Raw genomic sequence first — 26,168 nt, 5'->3', positions numbered from 1 at the left:
GCCGGCTGTCCAGCGTAAATGCCGGCTGCGGACTGGAAAACAGGTTTACCTGATCGGAGCTTCGTCAAATTTGTTCAGAATCGGGTAAAGAAGGATCGCAGCGAGAATGTACAGATTCAGAATACCGTATAGCGGATAAAGAACCGAAATCAGAGTTGAAAATCCGATTGTGGTCAGCGGGATCATCGTCAGCGCCAGCAGGAGGGAGATGAGCCAGAACGGCATCCCAATGTACTCTCTGAGTCTTGTACATAATCCGAGCATACCTGAAGCAGCTGTCGTATAGATCGCTGCCCAGAGAAGTCCTGACATTACAAGCACCATGAAGTACGGATAATGCTTCAAAATTGCAAATAAGGGTATTTCATATAACATTACTTCGTGCGCCACGACGAGAAGAGACTCGTTGTAGAGATAGGAAATGACCCCCATGATGAGGGCACTCCCACCGCTTGCGATCCAGATTTCGCCCTGGTGCCTGATTTTACTTCCGATTGCTGCAAGGACCGCCACAAGAGGCAGAATGTTCAGCGCAGTAAACGTAAAAGCCGTCGGCCAGTTGTGCTGGGCTTCGAGATTAAATGTAACTTCAAAGCCTGCTGTCCACTGAAACGTAATCAGCGTACCTACGAGAAAAACAATCAGAACAGGGATGATAACCGCATTCATGGAAGTCATTCCTGATATCCCCCAGATAAAGAGCATAACCAGCAGAACAGAAATGATCAGTACTCCGTACCAGTACGGGATATGCAGCACCTCCAGCGTTGCACCGCCCCCGGCAATCATAACTACAGTTACGGAAAACAGATAAAGAATAATCATTCCGTCGTAGAGTCTGGTGAGCTTTTTACCCATAAGTGCCTGAAGCACCGGAAGGTAGTGGCCGCTTTTCTGCTCATGACTGATCGTCATCAGCACGTAGGTGCAGATGAAAAACAGGATGGCAAACAGGAGGATGGCCAGACCGCTTTCATTTCCGAAAAACTCCCACAGTTCCCTGCCTGATGCGTATCCTGCTCCGATAATCGTACCGATAATAAGAAACATCCACTTTAAACCTGATAGCCACATGGTCTCTTTCCCCATTTCTTTCCGTTTTCGGGCGTATAGATCTGCGAAAGATTCCGTATACTGTTAATACTATTTGGGAACAGGGGGTTGTATGATGTTTCGTGGACAACTTTTTAAAAACCGCCGCCAGACCCCATACCGCATCCATGTTAAAGAAACTCATGCAGCAAAGGAACTGGCAGCGCAGGTCAGACAGACTCTCACCACTGCAAAACCGAAGGAACTGATTGTGGTCTGCATCGGATCGGACAGGTCCACCGGTGACAGCCTCGGCCCGCTGATCGGATCCAGGCTGGAGGAAAGCGGACTGGATAAATGGACTGTTTACGGCACGCTATCAAGTCCCGTGCACGCCGTTAACCTCGAAGAAACACTCGAGTTTATTGAGCTGAACCATAAAAATCCATACATCATCGCTGTAGATGCGTGTCTCGGCCGTTCTACCAGTGTCGGCTATATCTGCCTCGGCGAGGGCCCTTTGAAACCGGGATCGGCTGTTAATAAAAAGCTTCCTCCGGTAGGTGACATCCATCTGACAGGGATCGTCAATGTGGGCGGTGTCATGGAAATGATGGTGCTTCAGAACACTCGGCTGTCTGTTGTGATGGAGATGGCAGGTATTATGAGTGAGGCGATCGTGGAAGCTTCGCGGGGTATCCCCTCCCCGCGAAAACGATTCAGCTGGTCGCCTCTTCCACCCCCGGCACCAAAACAGCAGGGATAAAAAAAGCGTCTCCACGTGGAGGCGCTTTTTTTTAAGGCTCAGTTAAATCTTAATGTTGATATTTAAAAGTTGATTGGAGCGAACGCGCGACACTCCTGCGGGAACAGCAAAGAACATCAGCTTCATGAGTATGCTGTGATCTGCTTCGACGCAGGCTGCTTCGGAGCTTTTCCTGCAGAGGAAGAAGCAAGGCAACTACTCTGCAGGCTGCAGTGGTGCCCGCGGAAAGGGAGCGCAGTGACCGAAAATCAACAACGAACTTTAACAGAGCCTTTTTTAAAAGTCTAATATTCAGCGGAGCTGCAGTGGATACCAACCGGTAAGTGCGATCCATGCATGTAAGTGTCCGCCTGAACCGGTTTATCTGCTTTTACTGCAGAAGAGTGAGCCCCCAGACAAACAGAACTGCAAGGGGAATGGCAGGCAGAAGGTTGGCCACCCTGACCGGCTTGATTCCCAGTATGTTCAGACCAATTGCAAGAATCATAATACCGCCAACAGCCGTTATCTCTGCAATGAACAGATTCATCATGTCGTCCGGCACATAAGTGACAATGAGCGCGGCTGCAAGGGCGATGGATCCCTGGTAAAGAATTACCGGCACAGCGGAAAACATTACTCCGATCCCCATCGTTGCTGCAAAAATCATCGAGGAAAATCCGTCCAGCAGGCTTTTCGTATACAGCACCGCGTGGTCATTTCGAAGGCCACTGTCAAGAGCCCCGATGACAGCCATGGCACCAACTACAAAAAGCAGCGTGGCTGCTACAAAACCGCCCGCAAAGTTCCCTTCAGAGGAAGGACGCTTCAGCTTGCGTTCCAGTATCGCCCCGGCCCGGTTTAATTTCCCTTCAATGTCCAGCCATTCTCCCAGGATGCCTCCCAGAGCAAGGCTGAAAATAGCCAGAAGGAACTGCTGGCCTTCAAGGGCCATGGAAATACCAAGAATGATAACTGCAAGGCCGATTGCTTTCATAACTGTATCTTTCATGCCTGCAGGGATTTTCTGAAGCTTCACTCCGATACCGGCGCCGATTATGATCGCCAGTCCATTTACGATTGTTCCCGTTAATACCATCTGTCTGTCTCCTATTCTGCCAGTCCTTCCCTGATCTCTCTCAGGGCATTCAGGAAAGTATCGATCTCTTCTTCTGTGTTATATGGCCCTGTACTGACACGCATGAGCCCTGAATCCTCCGTTTTCAGTTCCCGGTGTGCAAGCGGCGCACAGTGAAAACCTGCTCTGACGGCAATATCATAGTGTTCATCCAGAATCATCGCCACTTCATGCACATCCGTCCCCCGCAGGGAAAATGATACGACACCAAGCCTCTCCGGGGTGCCTGCATAATAAACGCTCACATCTGGTATATCCGACAGGCCTGCAAGAAGCCTTGCTGTCAGTTTCTCTTCATGCTGCCTGATTTCGGCCATACCGATCCGCTTCACCTCCTGAAGTCCTGCAAGAAGGCCTGCGATCCCCGGAGTGTTCAAGGTACCGCTTTGAAACCCTTCCGGCCACACATCCGGCTGCAGAGGGTCCGCTGAGTGACTGCCGGTGCCTCCAAACAGAATAGGCTGAAGTCTCACTCCGATCCCTGTCATCAGCACACCTGTCCCCTGCGGGCCAAGCAGCCCTTTATGACCGGGAAAAGCAAGGAGGTCAATGTGCCAGTCTTTCATTTGAATATCAAGAACGCCTGCCGTCTGGGATGCGTCCACCAGGAAGAACAGCTCCTGATCCTTCAGATACCTCCCCCACTCGTTCACGGGGATGACAGCCCCTGTCACATTTGACCCGTGTGTAACCGCCACAAGGCGCGTTTCAGGTCTGACTGCTTCTTTAAGACTGCCGATGGAAAAGTTCCCTTTATCATCCGGTCTCAGGTAGGTAACCTCGATGTTTTTCTCGGCTTTCAGCCACTCAAGCGGGCGTCTTACAGCATTGTGTTCGTATACCGTCGCCACTACGTGATCCCCTTCCGAGAGACCAAGACCAAAAATAGCCTGATTAATTGCCTGTGTCGCGTTCTGAAAAAACAGGACACGCTCTGCCGGAGGACCCTGAACGAAATCGGACAGCTCCCTCCTGGCAAGATCGACTGTTTCGGAAGCCTGCCTTGCCAGACGGTGACCGCTCCTTCCCGGGTTGGCTCCGTATTCATTTATGGCTTTACCGACAGCCTCTGCAACCGCATTCGGCTTCGGAAAACTGGATGCTGCCTGATCGAGATAAATCATGATGTGTTCCTCCTCTGCCTCTATTTTACTACCAAAAAAAAGGAGTGTCCTGAAAAAGGCTTCCCGCCTCCTCCACACTCCTTTTTTCATCATTCTGCAGCTGTCTGCCGGCTAGGCTTCTTCACGGTCAAGCAGCGTAAGAATGCGTTCCAGGTCATCCTCGGAAAAGAAATCAATTTCAATTTTACCTTTCTTCTTTCCCTGTCTGATCTGTACATTTGTACCAAAGTACTTTTTCAGTGAAGCTTCCCGTTCCCGTATAAAAGGAGAATTCTGCGTCTTGTCCTCCTTTGTTTCACGTGAAACCTCCCTGTTCAGCTTCTGCACATATTCTTCAAGCTGACGTACACTCAGTTTTTCTTTTACCGTTTTCTGAAGAGTGCCTGTAACATGCTCTTTATTTTTCAAACCAAGAAGCGCACGGCCGTGGCCCATAGTGAGCTTCCCTTCTTCAAGAAATTCCTGCGCCATCTGCGGAAGCTGGAGGAGCCTTAAATGGTTGGCAATATGCGGTCTGCTTTTCCCGAGTTTCCCCGCCAGTTCATCCTGTGTAACCTGCAGGTGCTCGAGGAGTTTCTGGTATGCTCTCGCTTCCTCCAGCGCATTAAGGTCTTCTCTTTGAAGATTTTCAATGAGGGCAATTTCCATCATTTCATCTTCGCTGAGTTCCCGGACCACGGCAGGAATTTCCCTGAGTCCTGCTGCTTTGGATGCACGGAAGCGCCGTTCTCCTACTACAAGCTCGTATCCTTTAATACTTTTCCGAAGGATGATGGGCTGCAGTACACCATGCTGCTCGATGGATGTTTTCAGCTCTTCGATCGCCTCTTCACTGAACCGCTTCCGAGGCTGATAAGGATTCGGACGAATATCCCTTACGGACACTTCTTCCACTTTTTCCGTTCCCTGGTCCACCTGTTCGGGGAAAAGAGCCTGAATACCCTTTCCAAGACCTTTACCCATTGGAAACCACTTCCTTCGCTAGTTCTGTATATACTTCTGCCCCTTTTGACCGGGGATCGTAAGTAATGATCGGTTCACCATGACTCGGTGCTTCTCCGAGGCGTACGTTTCTCGGGATAATTGTCCGGAACACTTTTTCTCTAAAATACTTCTTCACTTCCTCAATTACCTGTATGCCCAAGTTGGTTCTGGCATCAAGCATAGTCAGCAGTACACCTTCGATGGCAAGATTCTGATTCAGGTGCTTCTGAACAAGGCGTACTGTGTTCAGAAGCTGACTGAGCCCCTCCAGTGCGTAATATTCACACTGCACCGGGATGAGAACCGAATCGGCTGCCGTGAGGGAATTGATCGTCAGCAGACCGAGCGATGGCGGACAGTCAATGACGATATAGTCATACTCCCCTTCGATCTGGTCAATGGCTTTTTTCAGCCTCACTTCCCGGGAAATAGTAGGAACCAGTTCGATTTCTGCTCCCGCAAGCTGTATTGTGGAAGGGAGTATCGACAGGTTTTCCGTTGCCGTCCGCCGGATTACCTTTGAGGGAGGTGTATCCTCCACCAGGACATTATAAACACATTCGTCGATATCTCCTTTATCCACTCCAACCCCGCTCGTTGTGTTCCCCTGGGGATCTATATCGATTATGAGCACACGCTGGCCTTCGTTGGCCAGACAAGCACTTAAATTGACGGCTGTCGTCGTTTTTCCGACGCCGCCTTTCTGATTTGCGATGGCAATGACTTTTCCCATCCTCTCACCTGCCTGCTCTGACTTTCTGTATGGTGCCTTCCGTCAACTATTGAAATATTCTGTATCTGGCATTTATTTTATCATGAAATTTGCCGGAAAACGGTTGGTCCCTCTTAAAAAATGATAAAATACCTATGATTTATTCCGATTCCGAAAGGCTGATTTTAATGATCTGTTTATGTGAAAACCCGCTTCAATCCATTCATCTCCAGCTGTCGGATGAGGAGAGTCCGCTGGCCTGCTCCCTCTGCGGCAGCTATATCGATATGAGTGAGCTTCCTGTCGGAGATCTAATTAAAAAGTCGATAAATTCCTGGTTTCACGGGACCCTTGAGCAGGAACTGACAACTGCACAGGCAAATGAGCAGGGCCATGCCCTCGTTTACAGACTGCAGGCTGCACTGCACGGCAGAACTATCGTCTATTTTCTTCCGCTGACAGAAGATCAAAATATGTAAAAAAGAAGGTGATTCCGGAGCCATTCACTCAGGGATCACCTTTGTTTTATGATTTCGGTATACGAATTGTGAACTGGTAATAATCGTCGTTTTCCTCTTCGTCCGTATCCAGTTCCATGCCTGACTGGGCGACCATGTCCAGAGACTGGCGAATCGTGTTCATGGCGAGACGCATATCCTTGGAATAGCCTTTTCTGATCGGCTTTTTCTTTTCCGGCTTCGGTTCGAGCATCCGTTTTACCTGCTCTTCCGTCTGCTTGACGTTCAGCTCCTCGGCGATCACTTTCTCCAGCAGCTGCGTCTGTTTCTCTTCATTTCTGAGGGAAATAAGCGCTCTTGCATGACGCTCGGTAATCTCACGGTTTAACAGAGCCTCCTGGACTGGCTGAGGAAGCTGAAGCAGCCTCAGTTTATTGGCAACTGTTGACTGTCCCTTTCCAAGCCGCTGTGCAAGGCTTTCCTGGGTGAGTCCGTGAATATCAATCAGTTTGGCGTAGGCAGTCGCCTCCTCAATTGATGTCAGTCCCTCACGCTGGAGATTTTCAATCAGTGCAACTGAGGCTGTCTGTGAATCATTGAAATTCTTAATCACTGCCGGAATCGTTTCCCAGCCCAGTTTTGTGACGGCCCTCCAGCGGCGTTCCCCGGCGATAATTTCATACCTGCCGTCTTTTTCACGGACTACAATCGGCTGGATAATGCCGTGGGTTTTAATTGTCTGGGCCAGCTCATCTATTCGTTCGTCCTGAAATACGGTTCGCGGCTGGTACCGGTTTGGTACGATTTCTGAGACCGGAAGCTGGTGAACCTCTTCTCTGTCACTCACTTCCACTTCTTCCTGCTGCTTTTCGCTTAAGCCAAACAAGCGCGAAAACGACTGCTTCATGGCGACACCACCTTCTCAAAACTACCTTACTCCATTTCTTGATTCAGTGAAAGAAATCCTGCTGATACGTCCCAAAACAAATAGTTCAAATTCCTACTTAATTCGTCAACTGCACCATAATGAAATCCATGCAGCGGGGACTGCAGCCTACACGAGGGGCTGCCTGTTCGGCGTGCCCGGTTTACGGGGATATTTTTTGGGAGTCGGCTTCATTTTCTTTACCTGTATGATTACCCGTTCACTCTCTTCTTCGGGAAGTTTGAAATGATCGGCCTGAAGGAGCTTTCCGCCGAGTATGCCGAATGCTTTTTCGGATTCGGTCAGCTCCTCATCCCCTCCTGCCCCCTTCATGGCGAGAAACGTCCCCTGTTCTTTTACAAGGGGGAGACAGAGCTCGCTCAGAACGGGAAGTCTTGCCACTGCACGGGCCATGACTACATCATAATGTTCCCTGTGTTCACGCTTCTTCGCAAACTGTTCCGCACGGTCGTGGAAAAACGACACTCCGGTCAAATCAAGTTCTTCTGCGAGGGCATTAAGAAATGTAATCCGCTTGTTCAGGGAGTCCACAATGGTGATATCCAGATGCGGAAAGCAGATTTTCAGGGGCAGACTTGGGAAACCTGCACCTGCCCCGATATCAGCCACTCTCGTTACGCCTGTAAAGTCAAAATGAAATGCAGCTGATACCGAATCGAAAAAGTGTTTCAGGTAAACACCTTCCCGATCTGTTATTGCCGTAAGGTTCATTCTTTCATTCCAGTCCACGAGTACCTGGTAATACGTTTCAAAACGGTCCATCTGCTCCTGATTCAGAACAATGTCTCTTTTTTCAAGTTCCTGCCGGAATTGATCCCGATTCATCGTCTCACCTTTTCCTGTTCGCTGTTTTATGCCTCTTCGGCCTGTTTTGACTCGTCTACTCTTTTCAGGCGCCCCTGCTCCAGATAAACGAGGAGCACCGATACGTCAGCAGGGGTAACACCGGAGACGCGTGAAGCCTGTGCAACGGAAAGCGGGCGTACCTCTGCCAGTTTCTGTCTGGCTTCCATTGCCAGGCCGTGGATGGCGGAATAATCGAGGTCTTCAGGAAGTTTTTTATTCTCCATTCGTTTCAGCTTATCCACCTGTTCCAGCTGCTTGGCGATATATCCCTGGTACTTGATCTGGATTTCCACCTGCTCGGCTACATCCTCATCGAGTGCTGTCTCAGGCGGGGCCAGCTTCGCTACGTGGGCATACGTAATTTCCGGCCGCTTTAAAAGATGTGTTGCACTTGCTGCATCTTTCATTGGTGCCGATGAAGCCTCAGCCATCACTTCCTGTGCTTCATCGTCAGCTTTAACTATAGCCTTTTCAAGACGTTTAATTTCCCCGGCAATGGCCGCTTTCTTGTCTTCAAAACGGGCAAAACGCTCGTCTGAAATCAGACCGATCTCATGTCCTCGTTCCGTCAGACGAAGATCTGCATTGTCATGACGCAGAAGCAGACGATACTCGGCACGTGACGTAAGAAGACGGTAAGGTTCATTCGTGCCTTTTGTGATCAGGTCATCAATAAGCACGCCGATATAGGCTTCGGAACGGTCAAGAACAAGAGGTTCTTTCCCCTGTACCTTCAGGGCTGCGTTAATTCCCGCCATGAGCCCCTGTCCCGCTGCTTCCTCATACCCGCTCGTGCCATTGATCTGGCCTGCGGTAAAGAGGGAATCGATTTTCTTTGTTTCAAGAGAGGGCCACAGCTGTGTCGGTACGATTGCATCGTACTCTATCGCGTAGCCCGGACGCATCATCCGGACCGCTTCAAGTCCTGGAATAGTCTTCAGCATGTTCAGCTGAATATCTTCCGGAAGACTTGTGGAAAGGCCCTGGACATAAACTTCTGACGTATTTCGGCCCTCCGGCTCCAGGAAAATCTGGTGACGGGGCTTGTCACTGAAACGGACAATTTTGTCTTCTATGGAAGGACAGTAACGGGGGCCTGTTCCTTCAATCATACCTGAATACATAGGAGACCGGTTCAGATTTCCGTTAATAATTTCGTGTGTTTCATCATTAGTATAGGTGAGCCAGCACGGCAGCTGGTCGGTAATATACTTCGTTGTTTCATATGAGAATGCCCGCGGAACATCGTCTCCGGGCTGTATCTCCGTTTTTGAATAATCGATCGTCTGACTGTTGACCCGGGGAGGCGTACCGGTTTTAAACCGGACCATTTCAAACCCGAGATCCTGCAGATGATAGGACAGATTAACAGATGGCTGCATATTGTTCGGCCCGCTGTCGTAGGCAAGATCACCGAGAATGACTTTGCCGCGCAGATAAGTACCGGTCGTAACGACAACCGCTTTTGCACGGTACTCGGCACCTGTCTGCGTCACCACGCCGCGGCAGACGCCGTCCTCAATGATCAGCTCCTCCACCATTCCCTGGCGCAGTAGGAGATTTTCCGTTTCTTCGATCGTTTTTTTCATTTCATGCTGATAGAGAAATTTGTCTGCCTGCGCCCGCAGTGCACGGACTGCAGGTCCTTTTCCTGTGTTCAGCATCCGCATCTGAATGTGGGTTTTGTCGATATTACGGGCCATTTCCCCGCCTAGGGCGTCAATTTCCCGAACGACAATCCCTTTTGCCGGCCCGCCTACAGACGGATTACACGGCATGTATGCCACAGCATCCAGGTTCAGTGTCAGCATCAGGGTGTCTGCTCCCATACGGGCAGAAGCAAGTCCTGCTTCCACGCCGGCATGTCCGGCACCGATGACGATTACATCAAATTCTCCGCCCTGGTAATTCATGCTGATGACCTCCTTTAGTTGTTGTCGTGGTAACACGACTGATTTCCTTCGTAAAACACTTCGTTATCGGCGTATCGCCGGGCGATACGCGTTATCAGTGGCAGCTGTGTACGGGCTATTATTTGCCCAGACAGAACTGGGAAAAAAGCTGATCGATCAGGCTCTCGCTTACGCTGTCCCCGATCACTTCCCCAAGCAGCTCCCACGCTTTTGTAATATCAATCTGAACCATGTCCACCGGCATCCCTGCTTCTGCAGAAGAAAGAGCATCATCAATGGTACCGCTTGCTTCCTTCAGCAGAGCGATGTGTCTGGAGTTGGATACGTAGGTAAGATCACCGGATTCCAGTCCGCCTTCAAAGAACATTTCCCGTATCGCTTCCTCCAGTTCATCAATGCCTTCGTCCTCAAGGAGAGATGTCGTAATAACAGGACGATCTCCGGCCAGTTCGTAAACGCGATCCATGTCTATTTCCCGGGAAAGGTCCGTTTTATTGACGATAATAATCGAATCCCGCCCCTTACTTACGGCAAAGAGCTTTTCATCTTCTTCTGTAAGAGCTTCATTGTAGTTGACAACAAGCAGAGCAAGCTCAGCCTCGGCAACGAGCTTTCTTGACCTTTCAACTCCAATCCGCTCTACAACATCTTCTGTTTCACGGATCCCTGCGGTGTCCAGCAGGCGAAGCGGAACTCCGCGTACATTTACATACTCTTCAATCACATCCCGGGTTGTACCTGGAACATCGGTTACAATCGCTTTATTTTCGTGCACAAGACTGTTCAAAAGTGAAGATTTGCCGACATTCGGACGTCCGATGATAACTGTGGAAAGGCCTTCGCGGAGAATTTTTCCCTGCCCTGCAGTCTGCAGCAGGCGGTCGATTTCTTTCTTCACAGAACCTGCTTTATCTTTCAGGATGCCAAGTGTCACTTCCTCCGCGTCATATTCAGGGTAGTCGATGTTCACTTCCACATGAGCCACTGTTTCCAGAAGATCCTGCCTCAGCTTCTGAATGCGTTCCGACAGCCGTCCTTCAACCTGGCTCATGGCCACATTCATGGCACGGTCCGTTTTTGCACGGATCAGGTCAATAACACCTTCCGCCTGGGAAAGGTCAATTCTGCCGTTAAGGAATGCACGTTTTGTGAACTCCCCGGGTTCTGCAAGGCGAACTCCCTGGCTGAGAACAAGCTGCAGTACACGGTTCACAGCGACGAGGCCCCCATGGCAGTTAATCTCAATCATATCTTCCTTTGTAAAGGTCCGTGGTCCGCGCAGCACACTGACCATTACTTCCTCTGCTGTTTCACCTGTTTCAGGATCCACAATATGGCCGTAATTAATCGTGTGGGAATCCACTTCTGCCAGCTTCTTTTTCCCTTTATACAGACTGTCTGCTGCGTCAATGGCTTTGTCACCGGTTATTCTGACAATGCCGATCGCCCCCTCTCCCATTGGAGTGGAGATTGCGGCAATAGTATCTAAATCCATCTGTGTCACCTCTTTTCGTTCGGTTTTTTTATCGTTCCGGAAGTCCTCCGGATGCAAGTGCATCTATTTCAGCGTTTGTGTGCAAAAATAACTGTATCCAAAATATTAGAATACCACAAAAGTGCGATTTAAAAAAACTTCTCATCTTCATCATAGACCATTTTTATATTGTTCATCCACTGCTGTGCGCGGGAAAATCAGTCACTGGAAACATACGTCCGGCTTCCATGAATCCAGGCTGTACTGAGGCTCCGCTTCACGGCGCAAGCCCGCTTCCCGCGGAGGTGCCGTTAAGTCTGTCTCCCATGCTTACCTGCTGTGCGTTTAGCCGGGAATAAAAAAAGCTGGGACAGAATTATTTTATAGACGAAAATCCGAACAGCCAATATGCGGTGCAGGAAGCGGCTGAACCTCCTCGCGCTTCGCCCTTCGGGGTCTCACCCGCGCTGTTCCTCCCGCAGGAGTCGGCGAATATTTCATCTGCTGACCAGTTTATTATTCGGATTATCACCTGAACGCTTTCCTTATGTGCCAGTCTCATATAAAAAGAGCCGCTGCACTGCAGCGGCTCCTCTCTATCTGTTCTGTGACAATCTCAGGTGACTGTGAAGTTATTTCGGTCTGACTACAATCCGGCGGTTTGGTTCTTCGCCGTCGGAATAGGTGCCTACTCCCTTTACAGACTGAAGGGCTGTATGAATGATTTTGCGTTCATGGGCGTTCATCGGCTCCAGGCGGACTTCCTGGCCTGTTTTAACGGCCTTATTACCAAGGCGCAGAGCGAGTTTCTCAAGCGACTCCCTGCGTCGCTCACGGTACCCCTCCGCATCCAGGACGATGCGCAGGTAATCCTCGGAATACCGGTTGGCAACCAGGTTCACAAGATACTGAAGGGAATCAAGAGTCTGGCCTCTTTTTCCGATAAGAATTCCGATTTCGTCCCCGGCAATTTCAAATCGGGCCCCCTCCTTCGTCTTCTCCTCACTCACGCTGGCTGTAACTCCCATATGGTGGATGGTTTCCCGGAGAAATGCGAGGCCTTCCTTCAGCGGATCGGGCTTGATCTCAGCTTCCACCACTGCAGGCTTCCCTCCGATAATACCGAGAAAACCTTTCTGGGGTTCCTCCAGGACACGGACATCAGCCCGGTCCTTTGGCACATTCAGTTTTTCGAGAGCCTGTTCAATCGCTTCTTCAACAGTTTTACCTGAAACAGTCACTTTTTTCACTTCGTTTTCGCTCCCCCTGTATCCGGCGCGCCATCTTTATCTTTTCCGACATTCGGGCCGGTAATAAAGTACGTTTGTACAATCATAAAGATATTTCCGATTACCCAGTAGAGGGCAAGAGCTGCCGGGAAGAAGGCGGCAAAGGCCATAATCATGACCGGCATGATATACATCAGCATTTTCATCTGCGGATTATCCGTTACCATCATCATCTTCTGCTGAAGGAACGTTGTCGCACCTGCAATAAGCGGAAGAATGAAATACGGATCAGCCTGTCCCAGTTCAAACCAGAGGAACAGCTGCGGATCGTAACCGACAGTCGGATCCACTCCCGGGTTGATCTGCGGAGTACGCATAATTGCATGGTAAAAGGCAATAAGAATCGGCATCTGAATAATAATCGGGAAACACCCGGCAAGCGGGTTTACATTATGCTTCTGGAACAGCTGCATCATTTCCTGCTGAAGTTTTTGCTGAGTCTGCTGATCCTTGGCACTGTATTTTTCGCGAAGCTTTGTCATTTCAGGCTGAAGCGCCTGCATGGCCTTCGTACTTCTCGTCTGTTTGATCATCAGAGGCAGAATAAGAATACGAAGCAGAATCGTTACGATAATAATGGCAAGACCAAAACTGTTATTTAAGACTTCGGCAATATTAACCATAAGCCATGACAGCGGATAGACAAAAAACGGGTCCCAGATTCCTGATGCGTCCGAGTCGATCGGTTCATTAATATTGAAACAGCCCGTCATAATAACCATCAGGCCAATCAGGACCGACGTTAAACCTAATTTTTTTAACACGATGGATCCTCCTTGATTTCCTCGAGCTTCATCACATTCATGATGAGAATCTATTCACATCACATGTCAGACCGGTATTGACCGGGTCAGCTGTGTCAGTCGGTAAGTTTTTTCCTGTCCTTAACTTCGGGTACAGGGTCGTACCCTCCTGGATGAAAGGGTTGACATTTAACGATTCTTTTAACCGTCAGCCACGTTCCCTTTACTACACCGAAACGGCGGTAGGCCTCGATGCCGTAATGGGAGCATGTGGGATAAAACCTGCATGAAGGCGGTGTGAAACGGGAAATGTATTTCTGATAAAAACGGATAAGTACAATAAATACCTGACGCATCCCGGAACCCACTCCTTTTCCCTGTGCAGCAGGCTAACGCTTTACGGGCCCGGCAGACTGCTTCGAAGAACCGATGATCCTTCCCCTTTTCATCACATGCAGCAGACTCTGCTTTACCTCGTGAAAGCCCATGTCAGCTGCAGGCTTTCGGGCAATGATGATATAATCCTGCTTTTTTTTCATCCGCGGTTCAAGTTCCCGGACCGCCTCCCTGATGAGGCGCTTTATCCGGTTCCTTGTAACGGCGTTTCCGACTTTTTTGCTCACGGAAAGGCCGATCCGGTAACGGGACTCGGATTCACTCTGACGGTGGTAAATTACAAACTGTCTGTTGGCAGCAGATTTCCCCTGCTTAAAAACAAGCTGAAAATCTTCATTCCTTTTTAGACGGTATTTTTTGTTCAACCGTACCCACCTCAGTTCCTCGTCTGCCGCTAAGCAGGAAATAACTAAATTACATTATATACAATGGCATTTCAAAAAACCAGATTTCCTTTTGGCTCTAAACTCTTCTTTATAACTGCACCTTACTCAGCATGACCCCCTGAAAAGTCGCACCGGGTTAAACGGGAACAGAGGACAAATGGTCCTGTGTTCCCTGGTTAAACCGGTATAATTTCCAAAAAGCCCTCTGCCTTGCAGACGGGCTCCGGAAAAAAAGACCACTGAGCGGTCAGTGGCCTTTTTTAAGCAGATAGTACTTTTCTTCCTTTACGACGGCGGCTCGCAAGAACTCTGCGTCCGTTCTTCGTGCTCATCCGAGTACGGAAACCGTGTACTTTTTTACGCTTACGGTTGTTTGGATTAAATGTTGGTTTACCCATCTATTAACACCTCCTGGGACATATCCATATAAACAGTCTTGTAAAGTATAAAAAGGAAGAAGCCGATTGTCAAGGCTTCGTCTAAAACATCCTCTTCAGCCTCCCCTGATTTCCTTCCATGCAGATTCCGGATCCCGGCATATCCATTGGTGCACCAAAAGGCCGAAACCAATTTTTGACCTGCAGCGACCGGGGCATAATTGCACATTATTTCCGGAAGACTGACATTAAACACCTCCTGCACAAACCGGAGGTTCTTCCATCTGTGGACAATTTTCGCCATATTTTATTTTTCCACACACCTTTTTCGACAACTTTTACACATGATCTTGTGCTGTGGACAAAAACAGCACACAACCCCTTGGATATTGTGGATAACGCGCAGCAGTTCCCGCAGACAGAAGAAAGAGAGGAAAATATATTCTTGTTTTTTCAGTGGAGAACCTGTGTTAAAATGAAATCTATCCACAGCTGTGTACAACTGTGTGGATAGTTATTCACGCTCACTGGACTGTCTTATCCACATGACTGTGTATGGGGTGAATGACCTGATTTCTACTATATAATTGTTTTTCCACAATGCATACCCATTCATATATATTCGACACGAGCGAACAGCATTATACAAATATTGTACAAGCCGGCGGGCACACAGGACAGCCGGCTCCTCTGTTGTGGAACAGACTGAGCGCTGAAGGAGGTAAACGGTTGGAGAATTTAAACGATCTCTGGAAACAGGCACTGAAAAGTATTGAGGAAAAAGTCAGTAAGCCAAGTTTTGAGACATGGCTTAAGTCAACAAAAGCAGAAGCCATTGGCCAGGACAGCATAACAATTATTGCACCCAATGAATTCGCCAGGGACTGGCTTGAAAACAGGTATTCCGGACTTATTGCAGAAACGCTCCAGGAGATTACAGGTGCTGAACTGCAGGTTAAGTTTGTGATCCCGAAGGATGAGCAGGAAGAAAATCTCGAGCTGATTGAAAAAATGAAGCAGCCTAAAAAATCGGATGTTAAAAACGAGGAAGAAACATCAAAGCATATGCTGAACCCGAAATATACATTCGACACGTTTGTCATCGGGAGCGGCAACCGCTTTGCCCATGCTGCATCACTTGCAGTGGCTGAAGCTCCGGCGAAAGCTTACAATCCACTGTTTATCTATGGGGGAGTGGGGCTTGGCAAAACCCACCTTATGCACGCGATCGGCCACTATGTGATTGATCACAATCCGGATGCCAAAGTCGTTTATTTGTCATCGGAAAAATTTACAAACGAATTTATTAATTCCATCCGTGATAATAAAGCCGTCAATTTCCGCAACAAGTACCGGAACGTGGACGTGCTTTTAATCGATGATATTCAGTTTCTTGCCGGCAAGGAACAGACCCAGGAGGAATTTTTCCATACATTTAACGCACTGCACGAGGAACGAAAGCAGATTGTCATTTCAAGTGACCGTCCGCCAAAAGAAATACCGACACTGGAGGACAGACTCCGCTCAAGGTTTGAGTGGGGCCTCATTACCGATATTACGCCGCCGGATCTCGAGACAAGGATTGCCATCCTGAGAAAAAAGGCGAAAGCTGAAAACCTCGATATTCCAAATGAGGTCATGCTCTACATCGCAAACCAGATCGATACCAACATCCGGGAACTTGAAGGGGCCCTTATTCGTGTGGTCGCCTACTCATCACTTATTAATCAGGACATGAATGCCGATCTGGCAGCTGTTGCGCTGAAAGACATTATTCCGAACTCAAAACCTAAAACCATTACAATCCAGGACGTACAGAAGCTTGTAGCAGAAACGTTCGAAGTGAGAATTGAGGAAATGAAAGCGAAAAAGAGGACAAAAACCGTGGCATTCCCAAGACAGATTGCCATGTACCTCTCCAGGGAACTTACCGAGAGCTCTCTGCCTAAAATAGGCGGGGAATTCGGGGGACGTGATCACACAACAGTGATCCACGCCCACGAAAAGATATCAAGGCTGCTTTCAACCGACCAGGACCTTCAGAAACAGGTCCAGGAAATTACCGAACAGCTCAAATCCCTGTAAACCGGCTGTGGGCACTGTGTATAAAACGGCTCAGGTTATCAACAGGTTGTCCACAGGTGGATAACTCGTCCTTCAAGGCGCCGCCCGGGGTTATCCACATCTTCACAGGCCCTAATACGATTACTACGTCATTTCTGTAAACTATTAATACTATTCATGGGTGCATGAACTTATGAATGAAAGTGAGGAAAAACGACGATGAAATTTACGATTCAGAGAGATCAGTTTGTACAGAGCGTCCAGCACGTAAGCAAGGCGATCTCCTCAAGAACTACCCATCCAATACTCACGGGGATAAAAATTGACGCATCTGAAGAAGGGGTTACACTCACAGGAAGTGACTCTGATATTTCAATTGAGTGTTTTATTCCAAAAGAAGATGATGAGAACGAATATGTGGAAGTTACCGAGGAAGGAAGCATTGTCCTTCAGGCAAAGGTTTTTGCGGACATTGTGAAAAAGCTTCCCGAAAACGAAGTGGAAGTAACTGTCCAGGATCAGTTTGCCACGACCCTGAAATCCGGTGCCTCGGTTTTTAATCTGAACGGGCTGGACCCGGAAGAGTATCCGCGTCTTCCGCAGATTGAAGAGGACAGTGTATTCAAACTTCCGACAGACCTTCTGAAAAATATTATCCGCCAGACCGGATTTGCAGTGTCGACAGTTGAAACAAGACCTGTACTTACGGGCGTGCACTGGCAGGTTGAAAACCAGGAGCTGTCCTGCACTGCAACAGACAGCCACCGTCTTGCCATGCGAAAAGCAAAAGTTGACACCAGTTCCGATGATTTTTCCTTTTCCAATGTAATTATTCCAGGGAGAAGTCTTGGCGAACTCAATAAGATCCTCGACGATACTGAAGAATGGATCGATATTATTGTGACGGAAAATCAGATTCTGTTTAAAGCAAAGAATATCCTTTTCTTCTCCCGTCTCCTTGATGGCAACTATCCGGCTACGCAGAATATGATTCCAACCACTTCTAAAACCGGGGTTAAGCTCGATACGAAACAGTTCCTCCAGGCGATCGAACGGGCGCTGCTTCTTTCCAGAGACGGCAAGAACAACGTCGTCAATTTAAAGACAATGGAGAACGGCCATGTGGAAATCACGTCCGTTACACCGGAAGTGGGTAAAGTAACGGAAGACCTCCAGAGTCTGGAACTTACAGGAGAGGAACTCCGGATTTCGTTTAACGGAAAAAATCTTATTGATGCCCTGAAAGTTGTGGATTCATCTGAAATTCATGTTGATTTTACAGGTGCCATGAGCCCCTTCGTTCTTAAACCGGTGGATCATGACTATACGCTCCATTTATTTTCACCAGTCAGAACGTACTAGAATACGGGAAACTGCCGGATCGTCCGGCAGTTTTTCTGTTTTATTAAGGCTCTGTTAAATCTTAATGCTGATTTTAAAAAAGTTGATTGGAGCGAACGCGCGACACTCCTGCGGGAACAGCAAAGAACATCTGTTCACGAGTATGCTGTGATCTGCTTCGACGCAGGCTGCGTCGGAGCTTTTCCTGCAGAGGAAGAAGCACGGCAACTACTCTGCTGGCTGCAGTGGTGCCCGCGGAAAGGGAGCGCAGTGAGCGAAATCAACAACGAACTTTAACAGAGCCTTTATTAAAAGAGTTGGTGTTAAAAACAGAAACGCCAAGGGACAAGCGGATTAACCTGCGGCCATGCACTGCATGGCTGCAGCAGAGGTAAAAGAATTTATTCAGCATATTTTTTCGACACAGTTTCAGCAGACTATGCCGGCTTTTAGCAATATGTGTCGACTGAAGCTCTGCGGCTGCCATGGGAAATTCCATGGACAGTTGGCTAATTCACGCATTTTTTAGTACAATATAGTTTGAGACATTTGCGCTTTTATTCAGGAAACAGGTGAAAAAGCAAATTATGATGTCAGGAAAGTGAGTGACCCTGATGAAGGAAACAGTGAAAATCGAAGGTGAGTACCTGACGCTTGGACAGCTGCTTAAGGAAACCGGGACGATTGATACCGGCGGAATGGCCAAGTGGTTTCTTCAGGAATATACCGTATACGTCAATGATGAGGCTGATGAACGCAGGGGCAGAAAACTTTACCCCGGAGATGTTGTCAGACTGGAAGGCGGAGAAACATTTGTACTGGAATAGCCTGTTCGGAATGAGTGACGGCTGTGCACATTAATGAACTGGCAATCAAAGACTATCGGAATTATGCTGAAGCAACACTTACCTTTGAAAACGAAGTAAATGTGATTATCGGCGAGAATGCCCAGGGCAAAACAAACCTCATGGAAGCCATCTATGTGCTTGCACTGGCTAAATCCCACAGAACACCGCGGGATAAGGAACTCATTCGCTGGGATCAGGATTTTGCGCGGATACGGGGGAAGCTCACGAAGAAGACAGGGCCACTTCAGATGGAAGTGGTGTTTTCTAATAAAGGGAAAAAAGTAAAGCTTAATCACCTGGAAAAAAAGCGGCTCAGTGACTATATAGGTACGTGCAACATTGTTATGTTTGCCCCGGAAGATCTGAATCTTGTAAAAGGCAGCCCCCAGGTGCGAAGGCGGTTCCTGGATATGGAACTGGGCCAGATCAACAGCATCTATCTTTATCACCTGGCGCGCTATCATAAAATACTTAAGCAGCGTAATCAGCTCCTGAAGAATCTGCAGAAGTCGGGAAAGGACTTCGACAGAACCATGCTGGATGTTCTCACCGACCAGCTGATTGATTCCGGAGTGGAAGTCACGGCGAAGCGCTATTCATTTCTCTCGAGACTCCAGGAATGGGCGGAAGGCATTCACAGTGAGATCAGCCGAAGTCTGGAAAAACTGGAGATCAGATATATTCCATCCTGTAACGTATCAGAAGACATGGACTTGTCGACAATGAAAGACAGGATGAAAGAAGCCTTTGAAAATACCGGCGACCGGGAAATTCAGCGGGGAACGACACTCGTCGGACCTCACCGCGATGATCTTCGGTTTGATGTAAACGGCCGGGACATTCAGACCTACGGCTCTCAGGGCCAGCAGCGGACAACGGCGCTGTCACTTAAACTGGCAGAAATCGAATTAATCTATGAAAAAGTCGGGGAATACCCGATTCTTCTTCTTGATGACGTTCTCTCGGAACTGGATGATTACCGTCAGTCCCACCTTCTGAGTGCCATTCAGGGGAAAGTACAGACTTTTGTCACCACCACCAGTGTGGAAGGAATCCACCATGAAACGCTGCAGAATGCACGGATTTATTATGTGGACCAGGGTATGGCAAAACGAAAGGATTGAGGTGTCCGAATGTTTATCCATTTAGGCGGTGATACCGTCATCCGTTCAAAAGACGTAGTGGCGATCCTCGACCACCAGAGCCGGGGGATGTCACAGGACAACCAGGAATTTCTGTCGGAAAACAGCAGCAGGAAAAAGGTAACCGAGATCTCTGCAGACACGATTAAATCCGTGGTTGTAACGGAAGAGCAGATTTATCTCTCACCGATATCCTCCCTCACGCTGAAACGCAGGGCAAACGCCACAGTGGATTTAGAGGAAGAGGATACCGGAGGACAGACAGGCGTCGAATAAAACTGAACTATTGTTTTTATATACTGATTTTTTATAACTATTCATGCAGCCCGGGTGCTGCAGAGAATTGCAGGTGAAGAGTGTGACGATCGATCAGCAGCAATCGTATGATGAAAGTCAGATTCAGGTATTGGAAGGTTTGGAAGCCGTTCGTAAACGGCCGGGTATGTACATCGGCTCCACAAGTGGAAGGGGCCTTCACCACCTTGTGTGGGAAATTGTCGATAACAGCATTGACGAAGCGATGGGCGGACACTGCGATACCATCCGTGTAACGATTGAAAAAGATAACAGCATCACCGTAGAGGACAATGGACGCGGGATCCCTGTCGGTATCCATGAAAAAATGGGACGTCCGGCTGTTGAGGTCATTATGACCGTGCTCCATGCCGGAGGTAAATTCGGCGGCGGCGGATATAAAGTATCCGGGGGGCTCCACGGAGTGGGGGCATCGGTCGTAAACGCACTGTCGAACCTTCTGGAAGTGGAAGTTCATAAAGACGGAAAAGTGTACTACCAGGCATTCGAGCGCGGTATTCCAAAAGAAGATCTGAAAGTAACAGGTGAGACGGAAAAGCAGGGAACGATCATAAGCTTCAAGCCGGATCCGGAGATTTTCACGGAAACGACTGTGTTTGAATACGACATCCTGGCCAATCGCCTTCGTGAGCTTGCTTTCCTCAACCGCGGTCTCAGAATTTTTATTACAGATGAGCGCGAGAATGGAAAAGAAGCTGAATACTACTATGAGGGTGGAATTGCCTCATTCGTTGAACACCTGAACCGTACCAAGGATCCGATCCATGAACCGCCGATTTTCCTCGAAGGGGAACGGGATGGAATAGCCATTGAAATTGCGATTCAGTACAACGAGGGGTTTGCCAGCAACCTGTATTCGTTTGCCAATAATATTAATACGCACGAGGGCGGAACCCACGAATCGGGATTTAAGACAGCCCTGACCCGTGTGATCAATGACTATGCCCGGAAAAACAATATGTTTAAGGAAAATGATCCGAACCTGGTGGGGGATGATGTCAGGGAAGGACTGACAGCCATCATTTCGGTTAAGATTCCGGATCCCCAGTTTGAGGGACAGACCAAAACAAAGCTTGGAAACAGTGAAGCGCGGACGATTACCGATTCGCTTTTCTCCGAGCATCTGACAAAATTCATGGCTGAGAACCCATCTGTAGCCCGAAAGCTTGTGGAAAAAGGAATCCTCGCATCGCGTGCACGGGATGCAGCCAAAAAAGCCCGGGAACTTACCCGGCGTAAATCGGCCCTTGAAGTAAGTTCATTACCCGGGAAATTGGCTGACTGCTCCACAAAGGATGCATCCATCAGTGAGATTTATATTGTAGAGGGTGACTCAGCAGGGGGCTCGGCCAAGCAGGGGCGTGACCGCCACTTCCAGGCGATTCTTCCGCTGCGTGGTAAAATTATCAACGTTGAAAAAGCGAGACTCGATAAAATTCTTTCCAATAATGAAGTCCGGGCGATTATTACAGCTCTCGGAACAGGTATCGGCGAGGACTTTGATATCAGCAAGGCGCGCTACCATAAAATAATTATCATGACGGATGCCGACGTGGACGGGGCTCATATCCGCACCCTTCTGCTTACGTTCCTGTATCGTTATATGCGTCCGCTAATTGAAGAGGGGTATGTGTATATTGCACAGCCGCCGCTCTACAAAATCCAGCAGGGCAAGCAGGTTCATTACGCCTACAACGAAAAGGAAATGGACCGGATTATGGCGGAAATACCGGAATCACCAAAACCGGGACTCCAGCGTTATAAAGGTCTTGGGGAAATGAATCCGACACAGCTCTGGGAAACAACGATGGATCCGGCAAACCGTACGGTACTGCAGGTGGCCCTTGAGGACGCCATGCTCGCAGACGAGATATTTGAAACACTGATGGGAGACCGGGTGGAACCGCGCCGCGATTTCATTCAGGAAAACGCCCATTATGTTAAAAACCTTGATGTTTAAAGCCTGAGACGGCATCCCGAACACCTGGATGCAGGCGCTGTGCAGTGGCATGTTCTGCACTGTTTTCGAATCCTTACTGTAATTCGTAACACAGGAATTGAGGGCAGTGGATCCGTGAAAAAGCATCCCGTTGTGCAGCCGCCGGCTTTTACATACTCGACATTCAGATCCACTATGAAATCTGAATAACTAGTGAGAAACTGAACGGATCATACCGACCCGTTTTGACTCAGGAGAAAACGGAGGTACAAGAAATGTCTGAGCAAGATTTTTCCAGAGTAAAAGAAATAAATATCGGTCAGGAAATGAAAACGTCCTTTATGGACTATGCCATGAGTGTAATTGTCAGCCGTGCACTTCCGGATGTCCGGGATGGTCTGAAGCCCGTTCACCGCAGAATCCTGTACGCCATGAACGAACTGGGCATGACGCCTGACAAAGCATACAAAAAATCAGCCCGTATTGTCGGCGAAGTTATCGGTAAGTATCACCCGCACGGGGACTCAGCTGTTTATGAAACGATGGTACGGATGGCACAGGATTTCAGCTACCGGAACATGCTCGTTGACGGCCATGGAAACTTCGGTTCCGTGGACGGGGACGCAGCCGCTGCGATGCGTTATACCGAAGCCAAACTTGCCAAGATTTCCATGGAGGTCGTACGTGATATAAATAAAGACACCATCGACTATCAGGATAACTATGACGGGAGCGAGCGGGAACCGATCGTTCTCCCTGCAAGGTTTCCAAACCTTCTGGTTAACGGTGCATCGGGTATTGCAGTGGGGATGGCAACCAACATTCCGCCTCACAACCTGGGTGAAGTCATTGACGGTGTACTTGCCCTCAGTAAGAATAAGGACCTGACGAATCAGGATCTCATGGAGTACATTCCCGGTCCTGACTTCCCGACAGCAGCTGAAATTGTCGGTATTTCGGGCATACGCAAAGCCTATGAAACAGGGAAAGGCTCGATTATTGTAAGAGCCAAGGCGGAAATCGATGAAGTAAAAGGAAAACCCCGCATTATTGTTACGGAACTCCCGTACCAGGTGAACAAAGCTAAACTCATTGAAAAGATTGCCGAACTTGTCCGTGACAAAAAGGTCGACGGCATCACTGATCTTAGGGATGAATCAGACCGTACAGGGATGCGGATCGTTATTGAACTGCGTAAAGATGCAAACGCCAATGTTCTTCTCAATAACCTTTACAAGCATACGGCACTTCAGACAAGCTTCGGTATTAATACCCTTGCTCTTGTTGACGGGCAGCCGAAGGTTCTTGATCTCCGTTCCGTACTGATTCATTACATCAACCACCAGATTGAAGTTATCCGCCGCCGTACTGCATTTGAACTGAAAAAAGCAGAGGCACGGGCCCATATTCTCGAAGGGCTGCGCATTGCCCTTGATCACATCGATGAAATCATCGCTCTGATTCGCGGCTCCCAGACAACAGATATTGCCCGTACCGGACTCATGGAAAACTTTGAGCTGAGCTACGAGCAGGCCCAGGCGATTCTGGACATGCGCCTCCAGCGTCTTACAGGTCTGGAAAGAGATAAGATTGAATCCGAGTACCAGGAACTTCTCGCTAAAATCGAGGAATATAAAGCTATTCTGGCAGACGAGGAAAAAGTACTCGATATTATCCGCGAGGAACTTACGGATATTAAGGAGCGTTACGGGGATGACCGCCGGACAGTCATTTCCGTGGGCGAGGACAGCTTCGAAGATGAGGACCTTATCCCGCGTCAGAATGTAGTTATCACGCTCAGCCACAATGGCTACATTAAACGGATGCCTGTTTCCACCTACCGCAGTCAAAAGCGCGGAGGCCGGGGAATTCAGGCAATGGGAACACACGATGATGACTTTGTGCAGCATCTGTTCATTACGAACTCCCATAACGTGCTGCTTTTCTTTACGAACAAAGGAAAGGTATACCGTCTGAAAGGGTATGAAATCCCTGATCTGGGACGGACTGCAAAAGGGATTCCGATCATAAATCTTCTTCAGATCGACAATGACGAATACATCAGTACAGTTATTCCGATTGAATCGTTCGAGGAAGATCACTATCTGTTCTTCATGACCAAGCACGGTGTAGCCAAGCGGACAGCCTTATCCAGCTTTGCCAACATCCGCCGGGTAGGTCTTTTCGCCATCAACCTAAGAGAGCAGGATGAGCTCCACGGCGTTCGTCTGACCGATGGTGACTGCGAAATGATTGCCGGGACGAAAAAAGGGATGTCCATCAGATTTCATGAAACGGATGTCCGCCTCATGGGCCGAACTGCTGCAGGTGTAAAAGGTGTAACGCTGCAGGAAGAGGACCAGGTTGTAGGAATGGATATAATAGAAAAAGACCAGGATGTTCTGATCGTAACCGAGAAAGGGTTCGGCAAGCGGACCACAATCGAGGAATACCGCGTTCAGAGCCGTGGCGGTAAAGGAATTAAAACATGTAACATTACCGATAAAAACGGAGACCTTATATCCCTCAAGGTTGTATCCGATGATGATGACCTGATGATCATTACCAACTCCGGTGTTATTATCAGAATGCACGTGAATGAAATTTCCAAGACCAGCCGGAATACGCAGGGAGTACGTCTGATCCGGGTCGGTGATGAGTCGCATGTATCCACTGTCGCACGCGTAAATATTGAAGATGAAGATATCGACGATCCGGAAGAGCTGACAGGGGAGTCTGAGACAGGTGAAGAAAATGAATCTGTTCAGGAGCCTGAGTCGGGTGAGGAACCTGACACGGATTCCGAGCCGAAAGAAGACGAATAAAAAGCTGTAAAAACCGGCGTTTTACTTGGTGGGCCTCCTGTACAGGGTACAGGGGGCTCTTTTTTTAGTGCTTTTCGGAAAAATTGTTGTTCTGCAGAAGGACTATCCCCTAGGAGCGCCGCCTTTTGCTCCGTGCCTTCGCATGTAAAAGCAGCATACAGCCTTTACTTATAGGAAAGCTCTGTTAAATCTTAATGATGATTTTTTAAATGTTGATTGGAGCGAACGCGCGACACTCCTGCGGGTACAGCAAAGAACATCTGCTTCACGAGTATGCTGTGATCTGCTTCGACGCAGGCTGCGTCGGAGCTTTTCCTGCAGAGGAAGAAGCACCGACGGAAGCCCCCACAGGGACGAGCGTTTACATCGTGAGTCCACTTCGAGCTGCTTCGACGCTGACACTTCGAAGCGATACTGGAAGAGGAAGAAGCACGCTAACATCTGCGCAGGCTGCAGTGGTGCCCGCGGAAAGGGAGCGCAGTGACCGAAAATCAACAACGAACTTTAACAGATTCTATAGGAAAGAAGAAGGAAATTTCCTCTGCTTGCTGACGGTGAAGTTATATTTAATTATTCGGTAGAAAAAGATTGTAATTGGAGGTTTAGCTTTTTGCAGGGTGGGGTAAAAGATCTTTACGTTCTAACTATATAAACATTCTCACGAGGATTTCTTCTAATGAACATTTGCCGATCCTGCAGGCATCCTTCCTTTTAAACAGCTCAGTAACAGCCGCAGCTGTCAGACCATCCACGCTCCCTGGTTCTAAATCAGACCCGTTAAAATTATTTCTATATATTAATTAAAAATGTATTGCACGCTGCTTTTCCCTGTGGTATATTTATTTCTGTTGCCGCAAAAACGGCATGAAACACTTTCACGTTAAAATATCTCAGCCGGAAAACAAGAAAAACTTTTTCGATAAAACAGTTGACCTTGCGCTCCGATGATGGTATGATAATTAAGTCGCTTCAAACAGCGGCCTTCTGACCTTTGAAAACTAAACAGAAGCCAAGCGAAACGTGGGATATTATAAATATCCCGTCAATAAATTTTCATTTTGATGTCAGAGACATCGAACTTTCTACGGAGAGTTTGATCCTGGCTCAGGACGAACGCTGGCGGCGTGCCTA

At 48.4% G+C, this 26,168-nt stretch carries 24 protein-coding genes; 9 read left to right on the top strand and 15 right to left on the bottom strand.

The features are described 5' to 3' along the window. Window positions 1-45: 45 nt before the first annotated feature. Window positions 46-1,074, bottom strand: coding sequence for a YkvI family membrane protein (locus tag FGB90_RS07260; protein ID WP_138810139.1), 1,029 nt, complete (start codon window positions 1,072-1,074; stop codon window positions 46-48). 91 nt (window positions 1,075-1,165) lie between these two features. On the opposite strand from FGB90_RS07260, the gene yyaC reads away from it, so the two are divergent. Next, complete coding sequence (gene yyaC, locus FGB90_RS07255; protein WP_138810137.1) at window positions 1,166-1,798, top strand: spore protease YyaC; 633 nt, start codon at window positions 1,166-1,168, stop codon at window positions 1,796-1,798. Between the two features lie 370 nt (window positions 1,799-2,168). On the opposite strand, the gene FGB90_RS07250 is transcribed toward yyaC, so the two are convergent. The 4 genes from FGB90_RS07250 to FGB90_RS07235 form a co-directional block, all read right to left on the bottom strand. After that, the gene (locus FGB90_RS07250; RefSeq protein WP_138810135.1) at window positions 2,169-2,876 is read right to left on the bottom strand and encodes a DUF554 domain-containing protein; all 708 of its coding nucleotides are present in this window, start codon (window positions 2,874-2,876) and stop codon (window positions 2,169-2,171) included. A gap of 11 nt (window positions 2,877-2,887) precedes the next feature. Beyond that, window positions 2,888-4,039 (bottom strand): aminotransferase class V-fold PLP-dependent enzyme, encoded by a 1,152-nt coding sequence (locus FGB90_RS07245; RefSeq protein ID WP_138810134.1) that lies wholly within the window; start codon window positions 4,037-4,039, stop codon window positions 2,888-2,890. 111 nt (window positions 4,040-4,150) lie between these two features. Then, entirely contained in the window at window positions 4,151-5,002 is an 852-nt protein-coding gene (locus tag FGB90_RS07240; RefSeq protein ID WP_138810132.1) for a ParB/RepB/Spo0J family partition protein, read from the bottom strand. Beyond that, the gene (locus tag FGB90_RS07235) at window positions 4,995-5,756 is read right to left on the bottom strand and encodes a ParA family protein (RefSeq protein WP_138810130.1); all 762 of its coding nucleotides are present in this window, start codon (window positions 5,754-5,756) and stop codon (window positions 4,995-4,997) included. The genes FGB90_RS07240 and FGB90_RS07235 overlap by 8 nt, the downstream gene beginning before the upstream one ends. A 167-nt stretch (window positions 5,757-5,923) precedes the next feature. Between FGB90_RS07235 and FGB90_RS07230 the strand changes: the two genes are divergently transcribed. Next, window positions 5,924-6,214, top strand: coding sequence for a hypothetical protein (locus FGB90_RS07230; RefSeq protein WP_138810129.1), 291 nt, complete (start codon window positions 5,924-5,926; stop codon window positions 6,212-6,214). Window positions 6,215-6,260: 46 nt separating this feature from the next. Here the strand turns inward: FGB90_RS07230 and noc are convergent, their stop codons facing one another. The 10 genes from noc to FGB90_RS07180 form a co-directional block, all read right to left on the bottom strand. Continuing rightward, window positions 6,261-7,100: a nucleoid occlusion protein gene (noc, locus tag FGB90_RS07225; RefSeq protein ID WP_138810127.1), complete on the bottom strand. Its 840-nt coding sequence runs from the start codon at window positions 7,098-7,100 to the stop codon at window positions 6,261-6,263. A 147-nt stretch (window positions 7,101-7,247) separates the two neighbouring features. Continuing rightward, complete coding sequence (gene rsmG / locus FGB90_RS07220) at window positions 7,248-7,964, bottom strand: 16S rRNA (guanine(527)-N(7))-methyltransferase RsmG (RefSeq protein ID WP_138810125.1); 717 nt, start codon at window positions 7,962-7,964, stop codon at window positions 7,248-7,250. Between the two features lie 26 nt (window positions 7,965-7,990). Then, window positions 7,991-9,898, bottom strand: coding sequence for a tRNA uridine-5-carboxymethylaminomethyl(34) synthesis enzyme MnmG (gene mnmG, locus FGB90_RS07215; protein ID WP_138810123.1), 1,908 nt, complete (start codon window positions 9,896-9,898; stop codon window positions 7,991-7,993). A gap of 118 nt (window positions 9,899-10,016) precedes the next feature. Continuing rightward, window positions 10,017-11,393: a tRNA uridine-5-carboxymethylaminomethyl(34) synthesis GTPase MnmE gene (gene mnmE, locus FGB90_RS07210; RefSeq protein WP_138810122.1), complete on the bottom strand. Its 1,377-nt coding sequence runs from the start codon at window positions 11,391-11,393 to the stop codon at window positions 10,017-10,019. Window positions 11,394-12,004: 611 nt separating this feature from the next. Beyond that, window positions 12,005-12,622: an RNA-binding cell elongation regulator Jag/EloR gene (gene jag / locus FGB90_RS07205; RefSeq protein WP_138810120.1), complete on the bottom strand. Its 618-nt coding sequence runs from the start codon at window positions 12,620-12,622 to the stop codon at window positions 12,005-12,007. After that, complete coding sequence (spoIIIJ, locus tag FGB90_RS07200; RefSeq protein ID WP_138810118.1) at window positions 12,619-13,425, bottom strand: YidC family membrane integrase SpoIIIJ; 807 nt, start codon at window positions 13,423-13,425, stop codon at window positions 12,619-12,621. Before spoIIIJ ends, jag begins: the two co-directional genes overlap by 4 nt. A 95-nt stretch (window positions 13,426-13,520) precedes the next feature. Further along, window positions 13,521-13,760, bottom strand: coding sequence for a membrane protein insertion efficiency factor YidD (yidD, locus tag FGB90_RS07195; RefSeq protein WP_138810116.1), 240 nt, complete (start codon window positions 13,758-13,760; stop codon window positions 13,521-13,523). A 33-nt stretch (window positions 13,761-13,793) separates the two neighbouring features. After that, window positions 13,794-14,165 (bottom strand): ribonuclease P protein component, encoded by a 372-nt coding sequence (rnpA, locus tag FGB90_RS07190; protein ID WP_138810114.1) that lies wholly within the window; start codon window positions 14,163-14,165, stop codon window positions 13,794-13,796. Window positions 14,166-14,446: 281 nt separating this feature from the next. After that, a complete protein-coding gene (gene rpmH, locus FGB90_RS07185; RefSeq protein WP_110521536.1) occupies window positions 14,447-14,584 on the bottom strand; it encodes a 50S ribosomal protein L34 in 138 nt (45 codons plus the stop codon). Further along, window positions 14,577-14,867 (bottom strand): hypothetical protein, encoded by a 291-nt coding sequence (locus tag FGB90_RS07180; RefSeq protein ID WP_138810112.1) that lies wholly within the window; start codon window positions 14,865-14,867, stop codon window positions 14,577-14,579. The genes rpmH and FGB90_RS07180 overlap by 8 nt, the downstream gene beginning before the upstream one ends. A gap of 425 nt (window positions 14,868-15,292) precedes the next feature. On the opposite strand from FGB90_RS07180, the gene dnaA reads away from it, so the two are divergent. The 7 genes from dnaA to gyrA all read left to right on the top strand — a co-directional run bounded on the left by dnaA (window position 15,293) and on the right by gyrA (window position 25,037). Beyond that, window positions 15,293-16,648, top strand: a complete 1,356-nt coding sequence (dnaA, locus tag FGB90_RS07175) for a chromosomal replication initiator protein DnaA (protein ID WP_138810110.1) — start codon at window positions 15,293-15,295, stop codon at window positions 16,646-16,648. A 198-nt stretch (window positions 16,649-16,846) separates the two neighbouring features. Then, window positions 16,847-17,989, top strand: a complete 1,143-nt coding sequence (gene dnaN, locus FGB90_RS07170) for a DNA polymerase III subunit beta (RefSeq protein WP_138810108.1) — start codon at window positions 16,847-16,849, stop codon at window positions 17,987-17,989. A gap of 593 nt (window positions 17,990-18,582) precedes the next feature. Then, on the top strand, window positions 18,583-18,795 hold the full coding sequence (gene yaaA, locus FGB90_RS07165) for a S4 domain-containing protein YaaA (protein ID WP_138810107.1): 213 nt from the start codon (window positions 18,583-18,585) through the stop codon (window positions 18,793-18,795). A gap of 23 nt (window positions 18,796-18,818) precedes the next feature. Next, entirely contained in the window at window positions 18,819-19,940 is a 1,122-nt protein-coding gene (recF, locus tag FGB90_RS07160) for a DNA replication/repair protein RecF (RefSeq protein ID WP_138810105.1), read from the top strand. 9 nt (window positions 19,941-19,949) lie between these two features. Continuing rightward, window positions 19,950-20,234: an extracellular matrix regulator RemB gene (remB, locus tag FGB90_RS07155; RefSeq protein WP_138810103.1), complete on the top strand. Its 285-nt coding sequence runs from the start codon at window positions 19,950-19,952 to the stop codon at window positions 20,232-20,234. Between the two features lie 88 nt (window positions 20,235-20,322). Continuing rightward, the gene (gyrB, locus tag FGB90_RS07150) at window positions 20,323-22,233 is read left to right on the top strand and encodes a DNA topoisomerase (ATP-hydrolyzing) subunit B (RefSeq protein ID WP_171051771.1); all 1,911 of its coding nucleotides are present in this window, start codon (window positions 20,323-20,325) and stop codon (window positions 22,231-22,233) included. 254 nt (window positions 22,234-22,487) lie between these two features. After that, entirely contained in the window at window positions 22,488-25,037 is a 2,550-nt protein-coding gene (gene gyrA, locus FGB90_RS07145; RefSeq protein ID WP_138810099.1) for a DNA gyrase subunit A, read from the top strand. Window positions 25,038-26,168 lie beyond the last annotated feature (1,131 nt).

The organism is Alteribacter natronophilus (assembly GCF_006007885.1).
In the GTDB taxonomy this organism is placed as follows: domain Bacteria; phylum Bacillota; class Bacilli; order Bacillales; family Salisediminibacteriaceae; genus Alteribacter; species Alteribacter natronophilus.
The sequence above is the reverse complement of the archived record's forward strand: the minus strand, read 5'-3'. Positions and strand labels throughout refer to the sequence as shown.

What these genes read in the sequence shown, in the direction of transcription:
- FGB90_RS07245 (WP_138810134.1), bottom strand. Translation starts at nt 4,039, where the DNA reads ATGATTTATCTCGATCAGGCAGCATCCAGTTTTCCGAAGCCGAATGCG.
- FGB90_RS07180 (WP_138810112.1), bottom strand. Translation starts at nt 14,867, where the DNA reads ATGGCGAAAATTGTCCACAGATGGAAGAACCTCCGGTTTGTGCAGGAG.
- FGB90_RS07230 (WP_138810129.1), top strand. Translation starts at nt 5,924, where the DNA reads ATGATCTGTTTATGTGAAAACCCGCTTCAATCCATTCATCTCCAGCTG.
- noc (WP_138810127.1), bottom strand. Translation starts at nt 7,100, where the DNA reads ATGAAGCAGTCGTTTTCGCGCTTGTTTGGCTTAAGCGAAAAGCAGCAG.
- FGB90_RS07250 (WP_138810135.1), bottom strand. Translation starts at nt 2,876, where the DNA reads ATGGTATTAACGGGAACAATCGTAAATGGACTGGCGATCATAATCGGC.
- yaaA (WP_138810107.1), top strand. Translation starts at nt 18,583, where the DNA reads ATGAAGGAAACAGTGAAAATCGAAGGTGAGTACCTGACGCTTGGACAG.
- yidD (WP_138810116.1), bottom strand. Translation starts at nt 13,760, where the DNA reads ATGCGTCAGGTATTTATTGTACTTATCCGTTTTTATCAGAAATACATT.
- remB (WP_138810103.1), top strand. Translation starts at nt 19,950, where the DNA reads ATGTTTATCCATTTAGGCGGTGATACCGTCATCCGTTCAAAAGACGTA.
- mnmE (WP_138810122.1), bottom strand. Translation starts at nt 11,393, where the DNA reads ATGGATTTAGATACTATTGCCGCAATCTCCACTCCAATGGGAGAGGGG.
- rsmG (WP_138810125.1), bottom strand. Translation starts at nt 7,964, where the DNA reads ATGAATCGGGATCAATTCCGGCAGGAACTTGAAAAAAGAGACATTGTT.
- gyrA (WP_138810099.1), top strand. Translation starts at nt 22,488, where the DNA reads ATGTCTGAGCAAGATTTTTCCAGAGTAAAAGAAATAAATATCGGTCAG.
- FGB90_RS07240 (WP_138810132.1), bottom strand. Translation starts at nt 5,002, where the DNA reads ATGGGTAAAGGTCTTGGAAAGGGTATTCAGGCTCTTTTCCCCGAACAG.
- rpmH (WP_110521536.1), bottom strand. Translation starts at nt 14,584, where the DNA reads ATGGGTAAACCAACATTTAATCCAAACAACCGTAAGCGTAAAAAAGTA.
- FGB90_RS07235 (WP_138810130.1), bottom strand. Translation starts at nt 5,756, where the DNA reads ATGGGAAAAGTCATTGCCATCGCAAATCAGAAAGGCGGCGTCGGAAAA.
- dnaN (WP_138810108.1), top strand. Translation starts at nt 16,847, where the DNA reads ATGAAATTTACGATTCAGAGAGATCAGTTTGTACAGAGCGTCCAGCAC.
- FGB90_RS07260 (WP_138810139.1), bottom strand. Translation starts at nt 1,074, where the DNA reads ATGTGGCTATCAGGTTTAAAGTGGATGTTTCTTATTATCGGTACGATT.
- yyaC (WP_138810137.1), top strand. Translation starts at nt 1,166, where the DNA reads ATGATGTTTCGTGGACAACTTTTTAAAAACCGCCGCCAGACCCCATAC.
- mnmG (WP_138810123.1), bottom strand. Translation starts at nt 9,898, where the DNA reads ATGAATTACCAGGGCGGAGAATTTGATGTAATCGTCATCGGTGCCGGA.